Source organism: Nocardia wallacei (genome assembly GCF_029869545.1).
GTDB lineage: Bacteria > Actinomycetota > Actinomycetes > Mycobacteriales > Mycobacteriaceae > Nocardia > Nocardia wallacei_A.
This window is the reverse complement of sequence record NZ_JARWQD010000249.1, coordinates 41378-57411: the sequence shown is the minus strand read 5'-3', so window position 1 is coordinate 57411 and position 16034 is coordinate 41378. Positions and strand designations below refer to the sequence as shown.

The 16034-nt window shown below is 69.9% G+C and carries 14 protein-coding genes; 8 read left to right on the top strand and 6 right to left on the bottom strand.

Going from position 1 to position 16034, the window contains the following annotated elements; genetic code table 11:
• Positions 1 to 69: 69 nt before the first annotated feature.
• Both QH290_RS21215 and QH290_RS21210 read left to right on the top strand, forming a co-directional pair.
• Positions 70 to 951: a helix-turn-helix domain-containing protein gene (locus tag QH290_RS21215; RefSeq protein ID WP_280269805.1), complete on the top strand. Its 882-nt coding sequence runs from the start codon at positions 70 to 72 to the stop codon at positions 949 to 951.
• Positions 948 to 1163 (top strand): DUF397 domain-containing protein, encoded by a 216-nt coding sequence (locus tag QH290_RS21210; protein WP_280269806.1) that lies wholly within the window; start codon positions 948 to 950, stop codon positions 1161 to 1163. Before QH290_RS21215 ends, QH290_RS21210 begins: the two co-directional genes overlap by 4 nt.
• Positions 1164 to 1239: 76 nt before the next feature.
• Here the strand turns inward: QH290_RS21210 and QH290_RS21205 are convergent, their stop codons facing one another.
• Positions 1240 to 2970: an LCP family protein gene (locus tag QH290_RS21205; protein ID WP_425303630.1), complete on the bottom strand. Its 1731-nt coding sequence runs from the start codon at positions 2968 to 2970 to the stop codon at positions 1240 to 1242.
• A gap of 557 nt (positions 2971 to 3527) precedes the next feature.
• Complete coding sequence (locus QH290_RS21200) at positions 3528 to 4241, bottom strand: TetR/AcrR family transcriptional regulator (protein ID WP_280269808.1); 714 nt, start codon at positions 4239 to 4241, stop codon at positions 3528 to 3530.
• Positions 4242 to 4382: 141 nt separating this feature from the next.
• Between QH290_RS21200 and QH290_RS21195 the strand changes: the two genes are divergently transcribed.
• Complete coding sequence (locus QH290_RS21195) at positions 4383 to 6098, top strand: GMC oxidoreductase (protein ID WP_280269809.1); 1716 nt, start codon at positions 4383 to 4385, stop codon at positions 6096 to 6098.
• A gap of 103 nt (positions 6099 to 6201) precedes the next feature.
• Here QH290_RS21195 and QH290_RS21190 read toward each other — a convergent pair whose 3' ends face one another.
• Together QH290_RS21190 and QH290_RS21185 are read right to left on the bottom strand one after the other, a co-directional pair.
• A complete protein-coding gene (locus QH290_RS21190) occupies positions 6202 to 6639 on the bottom strand; it encodes a hypothetical protein (RefSeq protein ID WP_280384657.1) in 438 nt (145 codons plus the stop codon).
• A 70-nt stretch (positions 6640 to 6709) separates the two neighbouring features.
• The gene (locus QH290_RS21185; RefSeq protein WP_280269811.1) at positions 6710 to 7798 is read right to left on the bottom strand and encodes a TerD family protein; all 1089 of its coding nucleotides are present in this window, start codon (positions 7796 to 7798) and stop codon (positions 6710 to 6712) included.
• A gap of 157 nt (positions 7799 to 7955) precedes the next feature.
• On the opposite strand from QH290_RS21185, the gene QH290_RS21180 reads away from it, so the two are divergent.
• Positions 7956 to 8474, top strand: coding sequence for a DUF2599 domain-containing protein (locus QH290_RS21180; RefSeq protein ID WP_280269812.1), 519 nt, complete (start codon positions 7956 to 7958; stop codon positions 8472 to 8474).
• 441 nt (positions 8475 to 8915) lie between these two features.
• Here QH290_RS21180 and QH290_RS21175 read toward each other — a convergent pair whose 3' ends face one another.
• Together QH290_RS21175 and QH290_RS21170 are read right to left on the bottom strand one after the other, a co-directional pair.
• Positions 8916 to 9989: a hypothetical protein gene (locus QH290_RS21175; RefSeq protein ID WP_280269813.1), complete on the bottom strand. Its 1074-nt coding sequence runs from the start codon at positions 9987 to 9989 to the stop codon at positions 8916 to 8918.
• Between the two features lie 80 nt (positions 9990 to 10069).
• Complete coding sequence (locus QH290_RS21170) at positions 10070 to 10501, bottom strand: pyridoxamine 5'-phosphate oxidase family protein (RefSeq protein ID WP_280269814.1); 432 nt, start codon at positions 10499 to 10501, stop codon at positions 10070 to 10072.
• A gap of 129 nt (positions 10502 to 10630) precedes the next feature.
• Between QH290_RS21170 and QH290_RS21165 the strand changes: the two genes are divergently transcribed.
• The 4 genes from QH290_RS21165 to QH290_RS21150 are packed head-to-tail and all read left to right on the top strand — an operon-like array spanning position 10631 to position 16033.
• Positions 10631 to 11935 (top strand): aminotransferase class V-fold PLP-dependent enzyme, encoded by a 1305-nt coding sequence (locus QH290_RS21165; protein WP_280384655.1) that lies wholly within the window; start codon positions 10631 to 10633, stop codon positions 11933 to 11935.
• A complete protein-coding gene (locus tag QH290_RS21160) occupies positions 11932 to 13209 on the top strand; it encodes a heavy-metal-associated domain-containing protein (protein ID WP_280384653.1) in 1278 nt (425 codons plus the stop codon). Before QH290_RS21165 ends, QH290_RS21160 begins: the two co-directional genes overlap by 4 nt.
• The gene (locus QH290_RS21155; RefSeq protein ID WP_280384651.1) at positions 13206 to 14708 is read left to right on the top strand and encodes an alanine racemase; all 1503 of its coding nucleotides are present in this window, start codon (positions 13206 to 13208) and stop codon (positions 14706 to 14708) included. Before QH290_RS21160 ends, QH290_RS21155 begins: the two co-directional genes overlap by 4 nt.
• Entirely contained in the window at positions 14705 to 16033 is a 1329-nt protein-coding gene (locus tag QH290_RS21150) for a pyridoxal-phosphate dependent enzyme (protein WP_280384649.1), read from the top strand. The genes QH290_RS21155 and QH290_RS21150 overlap by 4 nt, the downstream gene beginning before the upstream one ends.
• The last annotated feature ends 1 nt before the right edge of the window (position 16034 follow it).

The following is a 16034-nucleotide window of genomic DNA, read 5'->3' as shown; positions in this document are numbered from 1 at the left end:
ACCGCGACGCCCACCGTGGAACAGTCGTCTCGACAGCGAATCACCGTGAACCGGAGTGGGGGTACGACGATGCCGGACACCGGCAGCACACTTCCGCGCAGGCAACTGGGACGGTACCTGCGCGACTTGAGACAACAGGCGGGCTTGACCCTGGCCGAGGCCGCGCGCCTGGTCGAACGCAGCCCGAGCAGCCTGCAGCGGCTGGAAACCGGGCAGGCGGAGCGGATCCGGTTGATCGAAATCCGGGAACTGTGCAGGCTGTACGACGCGGACGAGATGACGACCGCCGGAATACTCGGGCTGGCACAGCAGGCGTCGGTCAAATCGTGGTGGCATCGGTACGGGGATCTGATCCCCAAGGATTTCGATGTGTACATCGGGCTGGAAGCCGCTGCGCGACAGCTGACTTCCTACGCCCCTGATGTGATTCTCGGACTTCTGCAAACACCCGCGTATACCAGGACGCTGCTGCACAGCTTCTATCCGGACAACACGCCAGAAGAGATTGATCAGCGTGTGGCTTTGAAACAGAAGCGCCAGGCCCTCATCAAGCGCAAACGGAATCCTGCCCGCTTGGATGTTGTGCTCTTGGAGGCCGTCCTGCACCGAATGGTCGGCGGTCCCCAGGTCATGGCGGCCCAGTTGCGCCATCTCGCAAACGTTTCGACATTGCCGAATGTCTCGCTCCACATCCTGCCACTGCGAGCAGGCATTCCTCTCGGTGATCCGATTGGCCTGTTCACCATTATCGACTTCCCGTACGACAGCAAAGGACGGCCGATCGAACCGTCCGTGGTCTACCTGGAGAACTTCACCGGTAGCTTGTATCTCGAGAACGCAGAGGACGTCGAGCGATACCATGAGGCTTACCAGGCCATTCGACATGCGGCACTGGATGAGACTCGGAGCAGGGATCTCATCCGCCGGGTCGCCAAGGAGTACCTCTCGTGAGCGATGTCAACAACACCGACCTATCGGCCGCCGTATGGCGCAAGAGCACTCGCAGTTCAGCGAGCCGCGACTGCGTGGAGGTCGCCTTCCTTCCCAGCGGTGTGGTCGGCGTCCGCGATTCCAAGGACCCGGCAGGTCCGGCGCTGCTGTTCTCCCCTGCCGAGTGGGATGCGTTCACCACCGCCGTGACGGGGCACGGAGTGGGCGCCTGATCGAGTACCGCCGTGTACGCGCTCGACCGCTGAGTTCGTATCTGCTGCATACGATTCGGGGCCGGAAGCCCTGAACTCAGTTCACGCAGGGGATTTCGGACCCGATGTTCGTGGTCATCGGCTTCCCGGCGTCCGGGGGCGGATCGCCCGCCGCGGAGACCGATCCGCTCGTGGTCGATCCGCCGGATGACGTCGACGACGATCCCGAACCCGAAGTCTCGGACGACGTTGTGCCGGTGGACAATTCGTCGGGCATGGTGAAATCGCTGCCGATCACGATCTTCACCCGCCCGCTCTGCACGGACCTCGACGGCGCGGTGGGCAGCCCGCCGAGCATATCGGCCGCCTGGGTGGCGTCGACGTCGGCACCGGCGCCGTAGTAGACCACCGAACTGGAGCCGTCGCCGTAGCCGGCGTTGCCGATCTCGCCCTTGGTGAATCCCTTCTCCGACAACGCCGTCGACACCTTGGCCGCCATCCCGGTCGGACCGCCGGAGTTGACGACGTCCACGGTGCTGGTCGGGGTGGTGGTGGGCTCGGCGGGCTGCGGGGCCTGCATGCCGAATGCGGCACGGACGGTCTTCTTGATCAGCGCCGGGTCCACGATGTTGACGTCCTGGCCGTTGATGTTGTCGTACGCCTTCACCGGCAGGGTCTGGAATTCGATCGGGATGGACCCGGCCTTGCCCATGGTCTGGGCGAAGTCGATGAGGTTCCAGCCCTGCGACAGCACGATGTCGTCCTGCGCCATCTGGATCAGCTGCTGCAGCTTGCCGACGTTGGTCATGGTGCCGGAATCCTTGAGCTGCTTGGCCACCGAGGTGAGGAACGCCTGCTGCCGATGGGTCCGGTCCAGGTCGCCGTTGGGCAGGCCGTGCCGCTGCCGCACGAACGACAGCGCGTTGGCGGCGTCGAGATGCTGTGGCCCGGCGGGGAATACGGCCCCGGAGTAGTACTCGTCGTCGACCGGTGCCTTCAGGCACACGTCGACGCCGCCGAGAATGTTGGCGATGTCGTAGAACCCGATGAGCGAGACCTCGGCGAAGCGGTTGATCGGCACGCCGGTCAGCTGTTTGACGGTTTGCACGATGGATTCGCGCCCGGCCTCGCGGCCCTTGCGTTCCAGCTCGACCTTGTCCGTCACGCCCTGATTCTCGAGTTTCTGCTCGACGTGGGCCTTCTTGAGCCCGTACGCCTCCTTGATCTTGGCGTGGTCGTAGCCGGGGATCCCGCTGACCGCGACGTAGTCGTCGCGCGGGATGGAGAAGGCGGTGATCTTCTTCAGATCCTTCGGAATATGGACCAGGATCAGCGAATTGGCGTTGTAGCCGCCCTCGGTGCCGTCTCCGGCGTGCAGCTGGTCGAGGATGTGCTTGGGCAGGTCGTTGCCGTTCTGGTCCTTGCGGGTGTCCAGGCCGATGAGGAGCAGGTTCATATCGCCGTCGAGGGCCGCGGCATCCTCGGCGCTGATGGCGTTGGATCGCGTGAAGCCCGAATCGAGGCTGCGCTCGGTGTAGTAGGCGAATCCCGTGCCCGACACCACGACCACGGCGGTCGCGGCGGCCAGCAACCGGCCGCCGATGCGTGCCGCCCGGCCCGCCTTGCTCGGACGCCGCTGCGCGCGGCGCGTGTGCCGGTTCTCCGTCGCGGGGACGTACCGGTCGGTTGGACTGTCGGCGGTGTCGGTCGGCTCGCCGCGCCTTCCCCGCGTCGCGCCCTTCCGGGCGGGAGGTTCCGAATCCTCCTCGGCGGCATCGAGTACCGGGTATCCGGCGCCCCGCACACGTCCCCGGCGAGCCGGGGCCATACCCTCGCCACGGCCGCGACGGGCGGGGCGCTCCCCCTCGGCCCGCTCCGCACCGCCGCCCCGGATGGAACGATCGTCGGCCCGCCCCGCACCGCCACCCCGGGTGGGCCGATCGCCCTCGGCACGGCTGCGACGGGCCGGTGGTCGCGGATCGACGGGCGCCGATCGCGTGCGCGCCGGTGCACCCGAATCCGCCGCGCCGCCTCGCCTGCTGCCGTCGTCCCCGCGCGAACCCCCGCGACCCGATTCCGGCGCCTGGCCGCGCCCACGACGAATCCCGCTCTGCTGCTCCTCGCGCCGAGCGTGCGCGGGCGGCTCACCGGACCGATCGGCGGTATCCGGCTGCGCACGCCCCGCTCGACGGGCGTGGCGACCACCGCGGCGCGGGTCGGGCACCACCGGGAACTGATCGGTATCGTCGTTCATCTCGCCGTACAGTTTCACATCACCGTGCTGTGGAGAAGCTGAGAATGCGCGTCGTCAGGGCTGTGATCTTGCTCCACGGCCGCGGATATCCTGCACCATGACCACGACGAATGCACAATTCCACTGCGTGTTTACCCGCCGGGCGCGCCGCCCAATCCCACCATCGCACACAGGCTGTCGAGTTGGCGCTCGAATATCTCGGCCCGATCGGCGAAGGTCTGCGGACCGTACATGTCGAACACCTCGAAGCTCACCGCCCCGAACAGCCCCGTCCACACCGAGATTCCGCGCACCAGTACCCAATCGGGCACGCCCAGATCGAATTCGCCGCGGATGCGCACCAAATCCGCTGCCAGCGCGTCGGATACGGGCGGCAGCGGTTCCGGTGCGGTGAGAACGTCCGCGCGATAGGCACTTTCGAGCACCCGCAGCAGGGTCCCGATGACGCGCGTGCCCGGTGCGACCGTCTGTTCCGCGGGCGCCTCGTAGCCGGGCACGGGGGTGCCGAAGAGCAGGCCGTAGCGGGCCGGTTCGGCCAGCGCCCAGTCGCGCACGGCGCGCCCGGCCACCCGCAACCGCTGCGCGGGGTCGGCGGGGGCGCTCGCCAGTGCCTCGTCGACGGTGTCGGCGAGTTCGGTGTAGCCGTCGACGACGAGCAGGGTGAGCAGTTCGTCGCGGCTGCGGACGTAGCGGTACACGGCCGAGGAGACCACGCCGAGATCGCGCGCCACCGCCCGCAGCGACAGCGCCGCGGCACCGTGCACCGCGAGGTGCTCGCGCCCGATGCGCACGATGTCTTCCATGGTGCGGGCGCGGGCGCGCGCCCGGGGCGTGGTGGCGGCCATGCCCCCACCCTGCCATATCGAGAGCACCGCGTGCACACGCGAGCATCGCTCCCCCGGTTACAAGGTACCGCGCGACACAGCTACACGTACTCGGGAGTAATGTTGCGGGCGTCACCGGCGACCTCGAGCAAGGAGCTGCACATGGCCGAGCCCGATACCGATTTCGACGTCCTCATCGTGGGCTCGGGGTTCGGCGGCAGCGTCACCGCCCTGCGGCTGGTGGAGAAGGGCTACCGGGTCGGGGTGCTGGAGGCCGGACGGCGATTCGCCGACGACCAGCTGCCCGAGACCAGCTGGGATCTGCGCAAATTCCTGTGGGCGCCGAAGCTGGGCTGCTACGGCATCCAGCGTATCCATCTGCTGCGCGATGTGCTGATCCTCGGGGGCGCGGGCGTGGGCGGCGGCTCGCTCAACTACGCCAACACGCTGTACGTGCCGCCGGACCCGTTCTTCAACGACGCGCAGTGGCGCGACATCACCGATTGGCGCGCCGAGCTCACGCCCTACTACACCCAGGCCACCAAGATGCTGGGGGTGGTGCGCAATCCGCACATGACCCCGGCCGACGAGGTCTTCCGCCAGGTCGCCGACGATATGGGCGTGGGCGACACGTTCGTGCAGACACCGGTCGGGGTGTTCTTCGGCGAACCCGGCAAGACCGTGCCCGATCCGTATTTCGGCGGGGTCGGCCCCGATCGCACGGGCTGCCTCGAGTGCGGTGAATGCATGACCGGCTGCCGCCACGGCGCCAAGAACACGCTCGTGAAGAACTACCTGTATCTGGCGGAACAGGCCGGGGCGCAGGTGATCCCGATGACGACGGTGACCGCGCTGCGCCCGCTCAACGGCGGCTCGTGGCAGGTCGACACCGAACGCACGGGCGCCTGGATCCGCAAATCGCCCCGGTCGTTCACCGCCGGGCAGGTGGTGCTGGCCGCCGGTACCCGCGGCACCCAGCAGTTGCTGTTCGCCATGCGCGACAAGGGGATTCTGCCCGGGCTGTCGCCGCGGCTGGGCGAGCTGACGCGCACCAATTCCGAGTCGATCGTCGGGGCGGCGACCCGCAAGGTCGATCCGGACCGCGACTTCACCCGCGGCGTCGCCATCACCTCCTCCATCCATCCCACCGCCGATACCCATGTCGAGCCGGTGCGCTACGGCAAGGGCTCCAACGCGATGGGCCTGCTGCAGACGCTGATGGTCGACGGCGGCGGTCGCATTCCGCGCTGGCTGCGGTTCCTGCTCGAGGTGCTGCGCCACCCGCTGCGGCTGGTGTCGATGCTGAGCGTGCGCAACTGGAGCGAGCGCACCGTCATCTCGCTGGTGATGCAGCACCTGGACAACTCGATCACGACCTACACCAAGCGGGGCCTGTTCGGGCGCAAGCTCACCTCCAAACAGGGCCACGGCCAACCGAATCCGACCTGGATTCCGGCCGGTAACGACGTCACCCGCCGGGTGGCCGACAAGATCGGCGGGACCGCGGGAGGCAGCTGGGGCGAGATCTTCAACATCCCGCTCACGGCGCATTTCCTCGGCGGCGCCCCGATCGGAGCCGATCCGGAACACGGCGTGCTCGACCCCTATCACCGCGTCTACGGCTATCCGACGCTCAGCGTCGTCGACGGCGCCGCCGTCTCGGCCAACCTCGGCGTCAACCCGTCGCTCACCATCACCGCCCAGGCCGAACGCGCGGCCTCGCTGTGGCCGAACAAGGGCGAAACCGATTCCCGCCCACCACAGCACAGCCCCTACGAACGCATTCCCCCTGTCCCCCCGCGCAATCCGGTCGTCCCCGCCGACGCCCCCGCCGCCCTGGTCCTCCCCATCGTCGAAATCCGCCGCGACACAGCCTGATTCCGCGGGCACTCTCGGTTCCCGCACCCCCTGTTCGTTCCCGCACCCCCTGCGCGTGCTTGTAGCTGGTGCGCGAACGTGCAGGGGGTGCGGGAAGTGGGGGTCAGCGGGTGATGTGGGCGAAGCCCATGGGGGAGGTGGGTGGGGAGGTGGTGGTGGGGGCGCGGAATTCCTGGAGGGCGGGGAGGATGTCGGTGTGGCGGGCGGCGTAGCAGCGGACCTGCGGGAGGGCGTGGCCGACCTCGCTGCGTTCGAGCGGTTCGGCGTCGAGGTAGCCGACCGCGTCCAGGTCGATCCGCAGCCTGGCGGCGATGCGCTGGATGGCGGCGGATTTGCGGCCCCAGCCGACCTCGACCGCGGCGAAGACGCTGTCGAGGCCGTGCCGGTGTAACTTCTCGGTGGTCCAGGCCCATTCGCCGCGGCTGGCCACCGCGTGCACCACGCCCCGGCGTGCGAGCGCGCGTAGCGCCCGCAGCGCGTCCGGGCGCAGCGGCCCGCTCGTCGAATCGCAGACGACACCGTCCCACAGCGTGTTGTCCACTTCCCAGACAAGACATTTCACAGCCGGTGATGTCATCTCGCCCCTAGGTCGGCTCTCTCACACACTCGGTCTACAGATACGGCGGCAGCTGTTGCACCGCCTCCACCGGATGCCCGGCCTGGATGGGCGCGCCGATCGAGGCCAGTCGCCAGATGCCGTCCTCGCGATGCACCTTCGCCACCACCATGGCGGTGTGGGGGCCGCCGCCGCGCAGATTGCCGCGGGCCAGTTCGGCGTTGCTGGTGCCGTCGATCATGCGCCAGTAGCCGTTGCGGATTCGCTCGAAGGTGTGCCCGGCGTAGGAGGTGACCACGAAGACCACGGCCGACACCTCCTGCGACAGGCGGGCCAGGTCGACGGTGATCACCTCGTCGTCGCCCTTGCCCTCGCCGGTCATATTGTCCCCGGAGTGGCGCACCGCGCCGTCCTTGGACGCCAACTGCTGATGGAAGGCGACATCGCGGATGCTGCGGCCCACGAACAGCAGCGCCGAGGCGTCCAGATCGATCTCCAGCTCGCGCAGCCCGCGCGGGCCGTGCACCTTCACCGGATCCCAGCCGACCGCCATCTTCACCAGTGTCAGCTCACCCTTGCGGATCTCGTTGAGCGCCACCTCCTGGCCCGGATTCAGCACGGCGGGGCCGATATAGGCGGGCTCGGGTTCCGCGCCGCGCAGGTGCACGCCGTGCGCGGTGACCAGGTCGCGGAAGCCACCGGGGAAGCCCTCGCCCTGCACCCGCAGCTGCCAGTCGGCGCCCGCCCGGTCCAGATCCAACGCGATCACCGTCGCGGTCGGGCCCAGGCCGTCGATCACGTACTCGTACACCGGATTTCCGGCGGTGTCCTCGATGCGGACCTGCGGCGGCGCGAAGTCGCGGAAGTTCAGCTGGGGGTCGTCGAGCGCGACGACCACCCGCACGTGCTCGATATCGGGCGGCAGCTCGCGCAGCCCGATCGCCAGCGTCGACTGACCGGGGACCAGGCGCATGCCGGGGCCCGTGGGCTGGTTGTAGAAGATGAGGTCGTTCTCGCCGCGCACGCGTCCGGCCGAGTTGAGCAGTAGCGCCGCGACATCCACCGACTCGCTGTGTCGGACCGATACGACGATGTCGTCGACCCTCAGGCGGTCGACTTGCCCCTTGGTCAGCTGTGCGGCCACCCGTCCTACTCTACGTGGCCGGGCCCCGCTGGGCGCCAAGTCGATCTCCCGGGCCTGTCTCGCATCCGGCACGGCGGCAAGCGAATTGCACCGCCGCCGGGGCCGCCGGGTACCGTGGCGTTCGCGGAGACAGCCACGATCGGTCAGGGAGTTGCGAGTGCGGCACAGCGTCAGGGCAATCGGCGGGGCGCTGCTGCTCGCGGGCGCGCTGGCGGCGGCGGGCTGCGGGAGCGCCGACGAGTCCGCGCCGGTCGCGGTGGGTCCGGCGCCCACGACGACCACGCCCGTCACCACGAAGCCGACCGCCACCACCTCGGCTCGGGCGATCGCGGCGACCCCGACGGTCGACGAGTTCGCCGACAGCCCGCTGGTCGAGCGCACGGAGTGGACCGATGATCCCGACGGCCGCCGCCTGCACGTGTACCCGACTCCGGCCGGGCGCGCCGACACCTTCCCGGCGGCCCTGGACCGCGCGTGGGGCGAGGTGCTGGCCCACGCTCCCGACGCCGACAGTCCCGGCATGTACGACCAGTTCAAATGCCATTGGGACTGGGCTCGCCTGGTCGCCCCGAACAAGCCCAGCTGGAACCTCGAGCCCTGGCGCCCCGCCCTGGACTACCAGGGCACCGTGCAGGCCCGCTGCAACCCGGGCGGCCCCGACCCGGCAGGCAACTGACGCCGCGCGCACCGCTCGAACCCGATCACCGCACGCAGGACGACCAATCTGTGGCGCATCGGTGCCCGGGTCGCGAACGATGTGCGGGCCGAACACACGGTTCCCACCCCCCGCAATGTGTGCACCCGTTGCACGCTCGCACCCAGCGCAATGGATCCGGCATGCAGTCCCACACCGCCACGCACCGTACTCGGCCACCCGCTTCTCACCCGAGTGGTGAATGCACTCACGGCACCTCCGCGCCCGGTGCAACGGACCCATCCCGCGATGCCGTCCCACTACGTACCGGGCCTGACCGCCCGCCCGGTCACGGGCCGGGCCCTCGTTGCCCGTGCCGCCGCGCTGGATCACGCACCCGGCTTGCGCCACACGTGGACCGTCCGCCATATACCACTCTCCGGCGCATGTGGCCGATGGACCATTTGCCCGGGCGGCGCGGGTTCAGGGCGTTGCGTTGGTGCGGGCCGGGAGCATGAGGACGGCGAGGAGCCAGGCGACCAGGGCTGCTGCTATCGGTATGCCGGTCCACAGCTCGACCACATCGGGCAGGCGGCCTGCCGCGGCGGCGGCGACGCCGATGTACAGCCCCCAGGTGAACAGGGCGGCGGCCGTGGCGAAACCGCGGTAGGCGGACGGGCGGTCCGCGGCGGGGTCCAGGCACAGCACCAGCAGGTCCACGCCGACGGCCGCGACGGCGAAGGCGATGAGGATGCTCAGGTTGTGGCCGTCGGTTTCGGCGCCGGACATCGCCACCGCGGGCAGCATCGTCAGCAGCGCCGCCCCGAACGGCAGCCGCCAGCGCCGGGCGGCGAACAGCAACGGCAGCAGCAGCACGGCGGTGCTGATCACCACGGCCGCGGCCAGCGCACGCACCTGCGGCCCGCCCGGCTGCGACAGCACCTCCACGATCCGTGCCGCCGAGTAGGCGGCGGCATTGCCGTAGCCGAGGAACAGCACGACCAGCGCGGCGGCGCACCCGCAGGCCAGCAGCGCGGGCCACAGCAGCCGCAGCGGCGGCGCGGCCCCGATGTCGCCGCGCGCCATCGCCGACCGCAGCGGCGTGGTGACCAGGACGAAGGCGCAGGCCGCCAGGCCCAGGTGGGCGGGACCGAACTGCACGTCCACCGCCTCGGCGGTGCCGTGGAAGGCCGCATGCCAGAGCAGGTCGCCCGCCACCGCCAGGACGACGCCGATGAGCGCGGGCACGGTGGCGCGATATCCGAGCGGGACGGCGGCGGCCCCGCGCAGACCGTCGCGGAGGCCGCGCCGCACCAGCAGCAGCACCCATCCCGCGAGCGCGAGGAATCCCGTGTAGGACACCGCCTGCCACGGTGTCGAGAACGGTTCGGGTTCGGGCACGCTCGTGTGCGCCCAGGCGTCCAGCAGCAATCCGCCGACCAGCCATGCCGACAGGAGGGCCGTGACGGCGTCGTCTCGCGCGGTCGCGGGCAGCCCGCCCAGACGCGGGTCGCCGAGGACCGCCAGCACCCTCGCCCCCACGCTCGAGTTACTCACCGCGCACACGGTACCGAGCGGCACTACCCGGCGCAGCCGACTTCTTTCGACAATGCCGACACGCCCCTACGGCGTGCCGCTCAGAGCTCGCGCGTGTCTCCCAAGTCCGCCGACAGCCAGTGCTCCGGGCGCATGTAGACGACGGACTGTTCGCCGAGGCTCACCGCGAACTTCAGGTAGCCCGGGACGTTCTCCGGCGGCAGGTAGCGGCGCACCATCGCCTCGTGCAGCGCGTCGGTGGATTCGGCGATCCGGGTGACCGGACCCTCCACTGTCACATACCGCACGGTCGGTTCCACGCGTTCGACCATCAGGCTGAACCGCCCGGCGGCCTTGATCAGGCCCATCTTCTTCGAGGTGGGCCCGGTCAGCAGCCAGACCTCCCCGCCCGGGGTGTAGTCGTACCAGATCGGCACGGTCAGCGGCCCGCGGTCGGGCCCCGCGGAGACCGAGAGCGCACCGATATGTGCCTCGGTCAGGAACTCTTCACGTTCTTGCGGAGTGAGTGCCATGATCACACCCTACTCCGGGTGCCCACCGGACCCGGCCGAAACTCGTTGTCCGCGAGAATCTTCGAACACGTCATGAAAAGTGCGTATCGTTGGGGAGGTCGGAGCGTACGACCCGAAGGGAGCGTCGCGTTGCGGTCACCTGCGCCATGGTCTGCCCTCGCCGGGCCACCGGCGGCCCGGGAATCGTCGCCGACGTGGGACCCCGCGGCGGTCCGCACCCTGTTCCCCGCCCTCACCGAGGCCGCCGAGGTCTATCTCGACAGCGCGTCGACCACCCAGAAGCCCCGGCCGGTGATCGAGGCGATCCACCGCTACCACAGCAGCCGCACCGCCAACGCCGGACGCGGCACCTATCCGTGGTCCACCGGCCTCACCCGCGCCATCGAGGGGGTCCGCGAGCGCACCGCCGAATTCCTGGGCGCCACACCGCAAGAGGTGGTGTTCACCGCGGGCGCCACCGCCGGGCTCAATGCCGTGGCGCTCGCGTGGGGGCTGGCCGCCCTCGAGGACGGCGACGAAATCCTCTACAGCCCACGCGATCACGCATCGAACGTGTATCCGTGGATCCAGCTGCGGGCCACGCTGGCCGGATTCGGCCGCCGCGTGCGCCTGATCCCCTACCGGGTGACGGCGCTCGGCGAGGCCGATATCGACGACATCGCCGCGAAGCTCTCGCCGCGCACCCGGTTGATCACCGTGAGCCACCTGCACCACGTCTTCGGGTCGGTCACCACCCTCGAGGAGCTGCGCGGCCGTCTCGACCCCCGGGTGCTGCTGTGTTTCGACTGCAGCCAGAGTGCGGGCCATCTGCCGGTGGACGTCGCCGAGCTGGGCGCGGATTTCGCGGTGCTGTCGGCGCACAAGATGTTCGGCGCACCGGGCACCGGCGTGCTCTACTGCCGCCGCCGCGTGCACGACCGGCTCACCGCCTTCCTTCCCGGCGGCAATTCCGGCGTGGCAGTGTCGGATTCGGGCCTGCGCCCGACCCGCATGCCCGAGCAGCTCGAGGGCGGCACCCCCAACATCCCCGGCATTCTCGCCCTCGGCGCGGCGCTGGAGTTTCTCGGCGAGATCGGAATCGGCACGATCACCGCGCACAACCGCGCCCTGACGCAGCGCCTGATCACCGGCCTGCGCCCGCTGCCCGGCCTGCAATTCCTGCCCGGCCCCGCCCACGCGCCGTGTGAAACCGGGTACGGCACAGTGTCGTTCACCCTCGACGGCATCTCCGCCGCCGACCTGGGATTCGTGCTCGCCGAATCCGGATTCCTGGTCCGCACCGGCGCGCACTGCGTTCCCACGGCTGAGCACACCACCGAAGACGTTGCCGCAGATGATGTTTCGGTACGGGTGAGCACTCACCTGTACAACACCGCCGACGAGATCGACCGGTTCGTGCGGTGTGTCGCCACCATTGCCACGGAGGTCCGATGAGTACCGATCAGGCGCAACCCCGCTACGACCGGCGCGCGGCCTCCCGCGTCCTGGCCGGACTGGCCCGGCCGGGCCTGTTCGGCGACCCGCCACCGCCGGAACCGAACCATATCGAATACACCTGCGCGCCTTTACGTTCCGAACCCAACAGCCATCTCACGCTGTCGCAGCGCCTGTATCTGGAGCGGTTCATGCGCCCGTGCCGGGCCGATCAGGTGACCAGCGCGACCCACCGCATCGCCTGGACCGACTCCGACGGCATCCCCAATACCGGTCACTTCCATTCCGGCGGACTGGGCCCGATCGTGCCCATCGCCATGCGCGAGACGGTGCTGCGGCTGTGGCACGGACTGGAGTCCGACACCGGCCTGGCCGACCGCATGTCGGCCCTCGCCCCGCGCGACCGGGCGGTGCTGGCCGGTACCACCACCGACCACGAACCGCACGACATCTTCCGGGTCGGCATCGAGGCGTGCGGGCGCGCGCTGGCCCAGCACGCCCTGCTGGCCCGCTGGACGCCGTATCGCACACCCGACGAATTCGCCTGCGGTATGCGCGATTCCGGCATCTTCGGCGCCGTCGCGACGCGCTGGTTCTGGGAGCTGCAGGCGTCCACCTATCGGCGCGGCATGATCCCGGTGACCTTCGCGGTCCAGCCCGACGGCACCGTCCGCTACACCGCCGACACGGTCGCGACCCTGCGTGCGATGAAGGACACCACCATCTCCGAGGCGCACACCGTGATGCGCCGCGCCACCACCGCCGAGGGCCTGTCGGTGGCGGCGGCCATCGAGAAGTACCACGACGAGCTGGACCTGATCTCCCGCCAGTACGCGCTGCTGCCGCCGGGTACCCGCCCCGCCTGCCTGGCCGCCATGCCGCACCATGTCGCGGGCGAGCACTACAGCATCCTGCCGGTGGTGGTGGAGCGCTTCGTGGAGCTGTTCCGCACGGCGGTGGTCCGGCTCACCGTCGCCGAGGTGCCCGGCGAATCCGAGCCCGGCACCGGCGATCTGGCCGCCGAGGATCAAGTCTTCTACGTGCCGGACATGAACTGCAAGCACTGCGTGCGCACCATCACCGGCGTGCTGGAGTCGATGCAGATCCGGGTGCACGACATCGATCTGGTCAGCAAGCGGGTCGTGGCCGAGTTCCGCAGCCCCCGCAATCGTCATCGGGCGTTCGAGGCGCTGCGCGACGGCGGCTACAATCCGGTGCGCGCCCTGCCCGCCGTCGATCCCGCCGGGCCCCGGCCCACGGAAACCGCGGTATGACCGCGCCCGTCCCCGCGCTGCCCGCCAAGATCCATCCGCTGGTACGCGCCTTCCTCGACGTCCCCGGCGCCGCCGAGGACGCGCTGGCCCGGTTCGGCTCCCCCGCCCACCTGGTCTTCCCGCAGGTGTACGCGGAGAACCTGCGGCGGCTGCGCGCGGTCCTCGACCGGCGGCTGCCGAGTCACCGAATCTGCTACGCGCACAAGGTGAATCGCTCCCGGGCCTTCCTGCGCACCGCCGAGCACGCCGGGATCGCGGTCGACGTGGCCTCCGCCGGGGAGCTGACCTCGGCCGTCGACGCGGGCTTCGGCCCGGCGCGCATCGAGGTGACCGGGCCCAAGGGCGAGGCGTTGCTGCGCGAGCTCGTCGGCGCGGGCGTGACGGTCAATGTCGACAACCTGTGGGAGCTGCGCCGCCTCACCGAACTCGCCGGGGACCACGCGACGGTGCCGGTGCTGCTGCGCATGTCGGGATTCGCGGCGAGCGCGGTGAGCAGATTCGGGATCGCGCTGGCCGACGCGGATCAGGCTCTGCGGGTGCTCGCGGCCCATCCCAGCCGGATCGCGTTGCGGGGCTTCGCCTTCCACCTGGATTCCGGCGAACCCGCCGAGCGGGTACGCGCGGTGGAGACGTGCCTGGAGCTGATCGAACGCGCCTACGGGTACGGGCTGACGCCGACCGTGCTCGATATCGGCGGCGGATTCCGGCAGGTGTTCACCGCCGACGCCGACCGGTTCGACGGCTATGTGGCGGCGCTGCGGGAGTCGCTGCTGGGCCGCGGCGAGCCGATGGCGTGGGGCGGCAACACCTTCGGCTTCCACCTCGACGACACCGGAGTCCACGGCACTCCCGTCTTCCACAAGTACGCCAATACCGTGCCCGCCACGCGCATGCTCGACGATCTGCTCGGCGCCCCGCTCGAGGCGCACGGCGGCCGCACGGTGGCGCAGGTCGCGGCCGAGAACATGCTGGAGCTGTGGCTGGAGCCGGGCAAGTCGCTGGTCGATCACGCCGGAATCACCGTGGCCCGTGTCGAATTCGTCAAACAGGCCGCCGACGGCAGCGTGCTGGTCAACCTCGACCTGAGCCGCGATACCGTCACCCCGGCCGATCAGGAGGTGATGGTGGATCCGATCGTCGTGCCCGCCGTCGCGCACCCCGAACCGGACCCGCCGTGCCCGGCGACTACCCGCGACGGTCACGTGGGGGTCTTCTTCGCCGGAAGGCTGTGCCTGGAACGCGATCTCGTCACCAACCACAAGGTGTGGCTGGCGCACCCGCCTCGGCCCGGCGACCTGGTGGTGTTCCCCAATACCGCCGCCTACCACACCGACCTGTCGGCGGCCGCGGCGTCGATGCATCCGCTGCCGCCCAAACTGGCCGTCGCCCATCGAGGCGGCGCGTTCGAGGTCTGCCCCGACGCCGACTACGAGCCCGCGCCCACCACGCTGGTTCCCGCGGCCTCGCCCGCACCGCGCGCCCCCGGGGTGCCGCGATGACCTACGACCACATCACCGACCTCATCGGCAACACCCCGCTGCTGCGTCTCGACCCGGCCGTGCACGGGCTGACCGGCGTGCAGCTGTACGCGAAACTGGAGTCGCACAACCCGTTCGGGTCGGTGAAGGACCGCGTCGCCTGGGGCATGATCCGCGACGAGCTCGACGATATCCGCGACCGCGGGCAGACGCTGATCGAGGCATCCTCCGGAAATACCGCCAAGGCGCTGCGCATTCTGGGTGCCCTGCACGGCGTCGGGCTGCGCGCGGTCACCAACCGGATCAAGGTGAGCGAGGTGCGCGATCTGCTGCAGCTGTTCGGCACCGAGATCGAGGAGCTGCCCGGCCTGTCGGAATGCCCCGACCCGACCACCCCCAACGACGTGTACTCGGTGATCGAGTCCACGATGGCGAAAAACCCCGGCGCCTACCATCATCCGTCGCAGTACACCAACGAGAAGAACGTCGACGCGCACTACCACGGCACCGGCCGCGAGATCCACGAGGATCTCGCCCGCTCCGGCGTGTCTCGCGTCGACTATCTCGTCGGCGGCCTCGGCACCACCGGCTCCACCCGCGGCGCGGCCTCCTATCTGCGCAAACATCATCCCGAACTGCGGGCGCTGGCGGTGGTGTCGGAGCGCTCGGACTTCATCCCCGGCATCCGTTCGGAGACCGAGATGTGGGAGGTGGGGCTGTTCCAGCCCGATTTCTACGACCGCATCCTCACCGTCGAATCCGGCCGCGCCGTCGACGCCACCCTGGAGCTGGCCACCGGGTACGGCGTGCTGGCCGGGCCGACCAGCGGCGCCAGCTATGCCGCGGCGCTGGATTTCCTGGGGGCACTGGACCGTTCGGCGATCGACACCCCGGCGGTGGCGGTGATCATCGTCTGCGACCGGCTCGAACCGTACCTGTCCTATATCAAGAAGCGCCGCCCGGAGCTGTTCGGGCGCACCGGTTCCCGCGCGCGGCCGCCGACGGCGCAGGAGGTGGCGGCGGTCCCGGCGCTGTCCCCGCGGGCGCTGGCCGAGCTGGATGCCACGGCCCGGCCGACGATCGTCGACACCCGTGGCGCGATGGCCTACCGGATCGGGCACGTGCCGGGCGCGCTGAACATCCGCGACGACCAGCTCGACGACATGCTGGCGCAGGGGGTGCCGTTCTCCCGTTCGCGCCCACTGGTTTTCGTGTGCCCGGTCGGTGAGGTGTCGCGGCGGTTCGCGGCCCTGGCCCGCCGCGCGGGCTACGACGCGTCCTCGCTCGACGGCGGCATCGTCGCCTGGCGCGACGCGGGCCTCGAGATGGAGTCCGCGCCGCGCTGAG